This is a genomic window from Oceanisphaera sp. W20_SRM_FM3 (assembly GCF_052119705.1).
GTDB lineage: Bacteria > Pseudomonadota > Gammaproteobacteria > Enterobacterales > Aeromonadaceae > Oceanimonas.
Genome location: NZ_JBGQOP010000022.1, coordinates 46162 through 55183, shown reverse-complemented (window position 1 = coordinate 55183; position 9022 = coordinate 46162). Strand labels below are relative to the sequence as shown.

Genomic DNA, 9022 nt, shown 5'->3' with positions numbered 1-9022 from the left:
GGCTCCCCCTGCGGGACTCGAACCTGCGACATACGGATTAACAGTCCGGCGTTCTACCAACTGAACTAAGGGGGAATTGCATTGCTTGAATGCGAGCCGAATGTTAATAGCTACCCCGTTAGCTGTCAACATAGAAAGTTGCTTTGTTGATGATTTGCGTTTGTTTGCTGCAAGAGTAGCCAAAAACAGCGGAAATCTGCAGCGCCTGACGGCTCTAAACTCAAACTGAGCGCCTTGTTTTGGCAGAGCATGTCGTTGTTTTCGTCCAAATCTGAGCCGAGAAAGATGCCTGTTAAATAATGGGGTGTCTCAACATTAAGTGCTAGTACTCTATTTAAGCGAGAGTACTCTATTAAACGTTAGTGCTGTAACGCAGGAGTCGTCTTACGCTGATGCTCCTTTAACGCCACAAGCAGCAGAGGACAGGCAGTACTCATCATCGTACGTCTGCACAAAGAATTCATACTTATAAGTAGGTCTAACATCGGCATGTAGTCTGAGGTAATAGCGTGAGGTAAGAAGGCGAGTTAGGTAGCAAGGACTGGATAGTTGACAAGAACAAATCACGTATTCCAATCGGGATGATCGTTTGGGGAATGTCGTGAAGGTGCCACCGAGGGAGGAGGGGGGATGGGAAGGCGCTCAGCGTCCAAAAATGTCTAACAAAACAGTTTTAGGCTTGAGTTAGTTGGATAATATAAAAATATTTACCGTTTCTATCAGTCTAATCAAGAATAATGGTCTATGCTTTAGTAAAGCTCTCTTAAAATTTTATAAAGCGTTCCTTGCATACCGTAAAACAATCTTTAAAGTCAGGTTTTAGCCTTGTTCTCATTTTGCGAGAGGCTAGTTTAGTATGCGCTAATTATTTAGAATCGACTAATTAGCACAGCTTTTCTTTGCCTGCGCACCTACCTAGCAGTACCACTTGGCGCTATCGCTATTTTTTGCTTTTAAAAAGCGATTAAATATTTCATTTGTTCTTAAATTAAGATTATAGTGTTGGAACTACTTAGCTTGTTAATAGTTGACCCTAAGGTCGAGTGTTTGCAGTGTGTATTTAGAGTAAATAAAATTAAAAACGGAACAGTATGGAACTGAGTCTGTGTAATAACCCAAAACAAGGAGTGATTTGATGAAAGGCAAGAAAATTGTACTGGTTACCGGTGCCGCTGGCGGAATTGGTACAGAAGTGTGTCGTTTATTTTTAAACAATGGTTATAAAGTGGTAGCGACACATCGCCCTGGTAAAGAAGAACAGGCTAAAAGCTGGCTTGCACAAGAAAAACTGGATGCACAAGATATCCAATTACTCGCATTAGACGTTAGCGATCATAAAGCGGTCAGCGAAGTATTAGGCGAGACCCTACGCGAATTGGGTCAGATTGATGTATTAGTCAACAATGCCGGCATTACTCGCGATGCGACCTTTAAGAAGATGTCGTGGGAGCAGTGGCAAGAAGTGATGGAAACTAACCTCAATAGCTTGTTCAGTGTGACCCAGCCCGTATTCAACCAAATGTGTGACCAAGGCTTTGGCCGCATTATTAATATCTCCTCAGTTAACGGCTTGAAAGGTCAGTACGGTCAGGTGAACTACTCTGCGGCAAAAGCCGGCATGATTGGTTTTACTAAAGCTCTGGCCGCCGAAGGCGCACGTTTTGGTGTGACGGTTAACGCGGTAGCTCCAGGTTACACTGGCACTCCTATGGTGACCGCCATCCGTGAAGATGTACTGGATTCCATCAAGGCGACTATTCCTCTGAAACGACTGGCAACAACGGATGAAGTTGCTGGTGCAGTACTGTATCTGGCAGGCGAATATGGCGGTTACGTGACAGGTGAAACACTGTCCGTTAACGGCGGCTTGTACATGCAGTAAGCAGTAAAAAATCGACTATTTATCATCAATGGAGTGAAATTATTTATGTCTGAACCTGTATACATTGTTGCTGCAAAGCGCACGCCAATCGGTAGTTTTTGTGGTGCATTAAGAACCGTTCCTGCTGCAGAGCTGGCCGGTATTGCTATTAAAGGAGCTTTGGCACAAGCAGGCCTGGCCCCAGAGCACGTTAACGAAGTGATTGTAGGTAACGTGATAAGCGCCGGCCAAGGCATGGGCATTGGTCGCCAAGCGGCACTGGCTGCGGGTATTCCAGTCGGTGTTCCTGCTTATAGCCTGAACATGGTGTGTGGCAGTGGTATGAAAACCCTGATGGACGCCTGTGCACATATCAAAGCCGGTGATGCAGATATCGTGGTTGCTGCGGGTTGTGAAAACATGTCACAAATCCCTTTTATTGCGAAAGGTGATTTGCGTAATGGCCACAAAATGGGCGACATGGCCTTGAGTGACTTGCTAATCAATGACGGCTTAACCGATGTGTTCAATAAATACCACATGGGCGTGACCGCTGAGAACGTAGTGGCGCACGAGCACATCACCCGCGATGAGCAAGACACATTGGCTGCTGCTAGCCAAAGCAAAGCCGTCGCCGCGATAAAAGCTGGCAACTTTAAAGCCGAAATCGTACCGGTAGAAGTAAAAAGTCGTAAAGACACAGTTACTGTAGATACTGACGAATACCCGAAAGACGGCACCACAGTTGAGTCTTTGTCACGTTTACGCCCTGCATTTAAGGCCGATGGTTCAGTTACCGCAGGTAACGCGTCAGGCATTAACGACGGTGGCAGCGCCATTATCGTGGCCAGCAAGTCAGCGGTAGAAAAGTATGGTTTAACGCCATTAGCCGAAGTAGTGGGCTACGGTCAAGGCGGCATAGACCCAACCATTATGGGGCTGGGTCCGGTACCGGCTATCAAGCAAGCTCTGGGTCGCGCTAATTTGACGTTGGCACAAATGGAGCGCTTAGAGCTTAACGAAGCATTCGCCGGTCAAGCCTTGGGTGTAGTAAGACAGTTGTCTAACCAGCACGATATCGCCGAACACGCCTTGTTGGAAAAAACCAACGTTAACGGTGGCGCTATTGCTTTGGGTCACCCTCTGGGGGCTTCAGGTAACCGAATCTTGGTTACTTTGCTATATGAATTGCAACGCAGTAAAACTGAACTAGGCTTAGCTTCATTGTGTGTGGGTGGTGGCATGGGCACAGCGGTTATCCTTAAGCGAGTGTAATACACGCGGTTATTGACTTCTTTAAGAAGGAATAAGCAATGTATAGCAATATTTTCCAGAACTTCAGTGAAAATACCGAAAAGACCTTTGCTCCTGTGCTGAAATATAATCAGTTGGTAGCAGATAACTTTATGGCACTCACTAACTTGCAATTAGATGCCGCCCGTCGATATGCAGATATTGGCTTGGCGCAGCTCCAATCAGCGAGTCAGTTTAAAGATGCAGCTTCGTTCGCTAATCTTGGCTCTAAGCAATTAGAAACCATGACACGCATTAGCCAGCAAATGATGGAAGATGCCAGTAAATTAGCGGATCTTACACAAGAGTTTAAAGCTGGCTTAGAAAGCATAGCGGCGAACACAGCAAAATAAACTCAGTTTAGGGTTAACCCTTCAACTAGAGCATATGACAGGGAAGTGGCTTAGTGGCTCCTTCCCCTTATTGTTGTAGGGTGCTTGTAATCTCTATCAGGGAACGACAATGCAACAAAATACATTTAATAGCCAAGACCCCATAGGGCAATTTTTTAATTGGAATGAAACTATGTGGTCAGAAATGCAAAAGGCGAAATGGGGCGAAAATCCTGTAAGCCAAGCGCTATCTCAAGTTAACTCTGACGACTTACAGTTGTTTTATAAAGCGGTATCCACCAATCCCATGCACTTGCTCGATATGCAAATGCAGTGGTGGCAAGGTCAGTTGGCCATTTGCCAAAATAGCATGCTGAAAAGCCTAGATAGCGGTGCGGCCAGCATTATGACTGATCCGCCAGGTGATAGACGCTTTAAGCATAAAGCGTGGAAAGAAAACCCCCATTTCGATTTTATTCGCCAGTCTTACCTGCACTTTGCTAAGTCGTTGACTGACATGCTTGATATAGTTGAAGGTGTGCCCGAGTCGGTACGTGAACGTTTAAAGTTTACCTTTCGTCAAACCATCAATGCATTGTCCCCAACTAACTTTATCTGGAGTAATCCAGAGGTGTTATTGCGCACCATCGAAGAGAAAGGGGCAAACCTGGTCAAGGGCATAGAGCTGTTTCAAGAAGACATGGCCGCCAGTGCCGATATGCTAAAAATTCGCATGACTCGCGAGTCAGCTTTTACCCTAGGTGAAAACTTAGCGGTAACACCGGGTGATGTGGTGTTTAGGAACGAAATCTTTGAACTGATCCAGTATGCGGCCAGCACTAAAACCGTGCATAAGACGCCGTTGTTGATCATACCGCCGTTTATCAATAAGTATTATATTTTAGACTTAACGGCGCAAAACTCGCTGGTAGCTTGGCTGCGTGACCAAGGACATACGGTATTTATTATGTCTTGGCGCAACCCAGGTCGTGAGCAGGCGAGCGTGAGTTTCTCCGATCTTGTGCAGCACGGTACCATGGAAGCGATCCGCGTTATCGAGCAAGCAACCGGTGAAAAAGAAGTGAACGCCATTGGTTATTGCATTGGCGGCACCTTGTTGGCGTCCACGCAAGCTGTATATGCGGCTAAGCGCATGAAGTCGCGAGTGAAGAGTGCGACTTACTTGACGACCTTGCTCGACTTCACCCAGCCAGGAGAAGTGGGTGTGTTCATCAACCCTCCTGTTATCGATGCCATGGTGCAGATGAACGAGGCGCAAGGCTACTTTGATGGGCGCCAAATGGCAGTAACCTTTAGTTTACTGCGTGAAAACAGTCTGTATTGGAACTATTACATCGATAATTACCTGAAAGGCCAAGAGCCCTCAGACTTTGATATCTTGTATTGGAACAGCGATAGCACCAACTTAAGCGCGACCTGTGCCAGTTTCTTGTTGCGTGACTTGTATCTCAATAACAGTTTGAGTCAAGCTGACGCCGTTAAGGTGGGCGAATTTGCCATCGATTTAGGCAAAGTCACCACCCCAAGCTACTTTCTTTCGACCAAAGAAGACCATATCGCGCTGTGGGATGCGACCTTTAGCGGTTCTAATCTGCTGGGCGGTACTAAGACTTTAGTGTTGGGTGAATCGGGTCATGTGGCCGGTGTCGTGAATCCGCCCAGTAAAAATAAGTATGGCTACTGGCTGAATGATGCAGACTTCGATAATTCAGAGCAGTGGTTAGCTAAGGCTAAACGTGAGGAAGGTTCCTGGTGGACTCATTGGCAAGAGTGGGCCACGCCTTTCTTAGGTGAAAAAGCAGTGGCTGCGCGTGTAGCTGGTTCAATTGACCATCCAGTATTAATGCCTGCACCAGGCCTTTATGTGACGCAAAACTTACCCGTAACAGAAGTTGAAACTGCATAACGCAGTTATTTAGCTTAATTAGCCGCCGCAAGGCGGCTTTTTTATCATTAAATGGCAGAAATTAACCGGCGGCTACAGTATAAATTGTAGGCGCGGCTCAATTATTGTGTGCTGGTACTTGAGCCGTGGCCGTAGATCATGGATCATGGTCGTTTGAAAATGCCATTCCCACGTTCGAGGTGTATGAATGAGTCAGGTGGACCAAAGTCCTAGCAATTTTATTCGCCAAATCATCAATGAAGATTTGGCCAACGGTAAACATCAGTCAATACAGACGCGTTTTCCGCCAGAGCCTAACGGCTATCTTCATATTGGCCATGCCAAATCCATCTGTCTGAACTTTGGTATCGCTCAGGATTATCAAGGCAAGTGTAATCTGCGCTTCGATGACACCAACCCAGAAAAAGAGAGTGTGGAATACGTTGAGTCAATTCAGCGTGATGTGCGCTGGTTAGGTTTTGAGTGGAGCGGGGAGCTTCGCTACTCGTCAGATTATTTCGAACAACTTTACGGTTATGCCGTCGAATTGATAGAAAAAGGCTTGGCTTATGTGGATGAGCTCTCACCGGAAGAGATCCGCGAATATCGAGGCACCTTAACTAGCCCCGGCCGCAACAGCCCGTTTCGTGAGCGTTTGCCTGCCGATAGCTTAGAGTTATTTAGGCGCATGCGTAATGGTGAGTTTGCCGAAGGTAGCGTCTGTTTGCGCGCTAAAATCGACATGGCATCGCCTTTTATGGTGATGCGTGACCCCGTATTGTATCGAGTGCGCTTTGCTCATCACCACCAAACTGGTGATCAGTGGTGCATTTATCCGATGTACGACTTTACCCATTGCATCTCCGATGCATTGGAAGGGATCAGTCATTCACTCTGTACGTTGGAGTTTCAAGACAACCGTCGTTTATACGATTGGGTATTGGATAACATCAGCATTGACTGTCATCCGCGTCAATATGAGTTTTCGCGTCTGAATCTTGAATATACGGTCATGTCTAAGCGTCGTTTAAACCAGTTAGTGGTAGAAGGCCACGTAGAAGGCTGGGATGACCCCCGCATGCCGACGATTTCAGGCTTGCGTCGTCGCGGCTATACGCCGGCGTCTATGCGAGAGTTCTGCACGCGCATTGGTGTGACTAAACAAGACAACATCATCGAAATGGGCATGTTAGAAGCCTGCATCCGCGAAGATCTCAACGAAAACGCACCGCGCGCCATGGCCGTATTGCGCCCAGTGCGTTTGGTGATTGAGAATCTAAGCGCCGAGCATGAAGAAATTCTGCAAGCTCCACGTCACCCCAGCAACCCAGCCATGGGCACGCGTGAGTTGCCTTTCAGTAATGAAATACTGATTGATGAAGCGGACTTTCGCGAAGAAGGTAATAAAAAGTACAAACGCTTGGTGTTGGGTAAAGAAGTGCGCCTGCGTAATGCTTACGTGGTTAAAGCCGAGCGCGTTGAAAAAGATGCGGCCGGTAATGTAACCACTATCTTCTGCAGTTATGATCCAGATACCTTAGGTCAAGATCCGGCTGATGGTCGCAAGGTGCGCGGTGTTATCCACTGGGTGTCTGCTCGTCATTGTGTGCCTGCAGAAATACGCTTATATGACAGATTGTTTAACGTGCCTAATCCGGGTGCCGTTGAGTCATTTGAAGAAGCGCTAAACCCTGAGTCTCTTATGGTGTTAAGCGGTGCCATGGTGGAGCCTTCTCTGGCAAATTCCATGGCTGAGCAAACCTTCCAGTTTGAGCGTGAAGGTTACTTCTGTCGTGACAATAAGAATGACGGCTTAGTATTCAACCTCACGGTTGCACTGCGTGACTCATGGGGCAAAGAAGACCAGTCTTAAGAAGCAAGTGAGGAGTAAGGCGTTAAAGGTTAGGGGCTATTTTCGAAGCTAAAACGAGAGTTTGACGCCTTGTACCTCTCTCTTCACTAGGCATAAACGTTCACCATAAAAAAAGCCGCAACGTGTGCGGCTTTTTTATTGCTGAAGCGGAGTCATGCTAGTGGTCTTCATCGTTATGCTGGCACGGCTTATCATGGCAATGGCCATATAAATATAAGCTGTGGTTAGTCAACTTGATGTTGAATTGACTGGCAATGACTTGCTGGCGTTCTTCGATAATTTCATCGTGAAACTCGATGACTCTACCGCAATCCAAGCACACCAAGTGGTCGTGGTGTTCTTGAGAGGCCAGTTCAAACACAGACTTGCCGCCTTCAAAGTGATGGCGGGCTACCATGCCTGCATCGTCAAATTGGTTAAGCACACGATAAACGGTTGCTAAGCCAATTTCTTCACCCTGATCGAGCAGCATTTTGTACAGATCTTCCGCACTTACATGCTCAGTATCGGGATGTTGAAGCAGTTCAAGGATTTTTACGCGGGGTAGCGTCACCTTGAGGCCTGCTCTTTTCAAAGCTTGATTGTTGTCAGCCATAAGAATTAAAGTTTCGCAATTCGTGTGTTTATTGACTTCATTGTCCTTCTTCTTAGCATTAAAGGCAACCGCAATCTAGTTTTGCCCGCTGTGCCATGATCTGGCGCAATAGGTCTGTTAGTGTGAGTTGTTTTTGTTACTATCTTATATCACTCAATCTGGTCGGATGAGATCGATGCAGCTAATTTTTGCTCGCCCCCGCTTACTCAAATTTTTAATGAACTGTTGGCCGCCTTTTTGGGGGGCCGGCATTCGTATTGAACACTTGAGTAAAGACTACCGCTATTGCCGCATAGGTTTAGTGCTGCGCTGGTGGAACAAGAACGCCAACCGTACCCAATATGGTGGTAGTTTGTTCTCCATGACAGATCCTGTCTACTCGATGTTATTAATGGCAATTCTTGGTGATGCCTATGTTGTCTGGGATCGCGCTGCCCAAATCACCTTTATTAAGCCGGGAAAAGGCCGCGTTTATGCAGATATTCATTTGAGACAAGACCAGCTAAATGAGATACTTAATGCGACCCAAAACGGTCATAAGCACTTCCCTCGTTTTCGTATTAATATTGTTGACGAGGAGGGTGCGTTAATCGCCGAGGTGGAACGAACCCTCTATGTACGTAAAAAATATCGACCATAGATAGTTAAGAGTATTGAGCAAAATTTCCTAACGTCATGGTTTGTAAAATAATTTGCGAACACAGGGGAACTTAGTCCATACTTAGCATGACTAAGTGGTCTCTTTGACTATTATAGAAACTAGGAGCATGTAATGCGCAATAAAATGATGTTAGTAGCAGTAGCTGGTTCTTTGTTGTTAGCTGGTTGTGGTTCAAAGACTGAGACTGCAACTCAGTTAGACGGTATCGCACAAGACGTACAAGCTATCCAACAGGGTCAGCAAGCTAACTCTGCTAAAATCGATCGTTTGGCTGCTGATGTTGCTGAAGCTAAAGCTTCTGCAGATCGCGCTAACTCTCGTCTGGATCAGATGGGTCGTTACACCAAGTAATTTTATTGGTGCAACTGAAAAGCCTGACTTCGGTCAGGCTTTTTTTTGCCTGTAATTTAGCACAGCCTTGCTCCTCCTTATGTATCTCATACTAATCAAAGTAAATAAGTGGTCTGTTTAAACGGAAAACGAGAGCAGACCCCAGCCAGT

8 protein-coding genes and 1 tRNA gene are annotated in these 9022 nt (G+C 46.3%); 7 read left to right on the top strand and 2 right to left on the bottom strand.

Going from position 1 to position 9022, the window contains the following annotated elements:
- Positions 1–2: 2 nt before the first annotated feature.
- A tRNA-Asn gene (locus tag ACEN2G_RS11605) sits at positions 3–75 on the bottom strand.
- A gap of 1060 nt (positions 76–1135) precedes the next feature.
- Here ACEN2G_RS11605 and phbB point away from each other — a divergent pair.
- From phbB to glnS, 5 genes are all read left to right on the top strand, one after another.
- Positions 1136–1882: an acetoacetyl-CoA reductase gene (phbB, locus tag ACEN2G_RS11600; RefSeq protein ID WP_442021670.1), complete on the top strand. Its 747-nt coding sequence runs from the start codon at positions 1136–1138 to the stop codon at positions 1880–1882.
- A gap of 45 nt (positions 1883–1927) precedes the next feature.
- Entirely contained in the window at positions 1928–3136 is a 1209-nt protein-coding gene (locus ACEN2G_RS11595; RefSeq protein ID WP_442021668.1) for an acetyl-CoA C-acetyltransferase, read from the top strand.
- A gap of 38 nt (positions 3137–3174) precedes the next feature.
- Entirely contained in the window at positions 3175–3507 is a 333-nt protein-coding gene (locus ACEN2G_RS11590; RefSeq protein WP_442021666.1) for a phasin family protein, read from the top strand.
- Between the two features lie 109 nt (positions 3508–3616).
- Positions 3617–5413 (top strand): class I poly(R)-hydroxyalkanoic acid synthase, encoded by a 1797-nt coding sequence (gene phaC, locus ACEN2G_RS11585; RefSeq protein WP_442021664.1) that lies wholly within the window; start codon positions 3617–3619, stop codon positions 5411–5413.
- A 187-nt stretch (positions 5414–5600) separates the two neighbouring features.
- Complete coding sequence (gene glnS / locus ACEN2G_RS11580) at positions 5601–7265, top strand: glutamine--tRNA ligase (protein WP_442021662.1); 1665 nt, start codon at positions 5601–5603, stop codon at positions 7263–7265.
- Between the two features lie 157 nt (positions 7266–7422).
- Here the strand turns inward: glnS and fur are convergent, their stop codons facing one another.
- Positions 7423–7860 (bottom strand): ferric iron uptake transcriptional regulator, encoded by a 438-nt coding sequence (fur, locus tag ACEN2G_RS11575; protein ID WP_442021660.1) that lies wholly within the window; start codon positions 7858–7860, stop codon positions 7423–7425.
- 175 nt (positions 7861–8035) lie between these two features.
- Between fur and ACEN2G_RS11570 the strand changes: the two genes are divergently transcribed.
- Both ACEN2G_RS11570 and ACEN2G_RS11565 read left to right on the top strand, forming a co-directional pair.
- The gene (locus ACEN2G_RS11570) at positions 8036–8500 is read left to right on the top strand and encodes a DUF4442 domain-containing protein (RefSeq protein ID WP_442021658.1); all 465 of its coding nucleotides are present in this window, start codon (positions 8036–8038) and stop codon (positions 8498–8500) included.
- 132 nt (positions 8501–8632) lie between these two features.
- Positions 8633–8872, top strand: coding sequence for an LPP leucine zipper domain-containing protein (locus tag ACEN2G_RS11565; RefSeq protein ID WP_442021656.1), 240 nt, complete (start codon positions 8633–8635; stop codon positions 8870–8872).
- Positions 8873–9022: the final 150 nt, after the last annotated feature.